We start from the raw sequence: 627 nt of genomic DNA, 5'->3' as shown, positions 1-627 counted from the left end.
CCAGTTCCTCGACCATCACCTGCATCGACCAACCATCGGACACGATGTGGTGCTGGACCAGCACCAGTACATGGTCGTCCTCGGCCAGTTGCAACAGGTTCACCCGCAGCAGCGGCCCCCGTTCCAGGTCGAATGGCTGCACAACGATGGCCTGTATCCGTTCGATCAGGCCTTCTTCACCGAACTGTTCCCGCTCGATGGAAACGCTAACCGCAGGTTGTACCTGCTGGTACGAACGCCCTCCCTCCAGCCGGAAGCGGGTACGCAAGGTTTCATGCCGCGCGACCAGGCTGTCGAAGCTGCGTTGCAAGGCATCCACGTCCAGCCGCCCGCGTAGGCGCAAGGCACTCGGAATATGGTAGGCCGCGCTTTCCGGCTCCAGTTGCCAGAGGAACCACTGACGCTCCTGAGCGAAGGACAGTGCCAACGGTTGCTGCCGATCGGCAAGCGGTATCGTCGAGACCGCATCCGTCGTGCGTTCCAATCCCTGGGCGAACGCTTCCAGAACCGGCCGCTCGAACAACGCCTTCAGGCTTGCGTCCAACTGCTGCTCCTGGCGAACCCGAGAAATCACCCGGGTAGCCAGCAACGAATGACCGCCCAGTTCGAAGAAGTTGTCGTCCAGGC

General features: G+C 61.7%; 1 protein-coding gene. It reads right to left on the bottom strand.

The window, feature by feature from the left end:
* On the bottom strand, positions 1-627 hold a 627-nt coding region (locus tag HMPREF2581_RS15430), incomplete at both ends, for a condensation domain-containing protein (RefSeq protein ID WP_049267246.1).

The sequence above is a fragment of the Pseudomonas sp. HMSC057H01 genome, assembly GCF_001836405.1.
In the GTDB taxonomy this organism is placed as follows: Bacteria; Pseudomonadota; Gammaproteobacteria; order Pseudomonadales; family Pseudomonadaceae; genus Pseudomonas; species Pseudomonas aeruginosa.
This window is presented reverse-complemented; position numbering and strand designations above follow the sequence as displayed.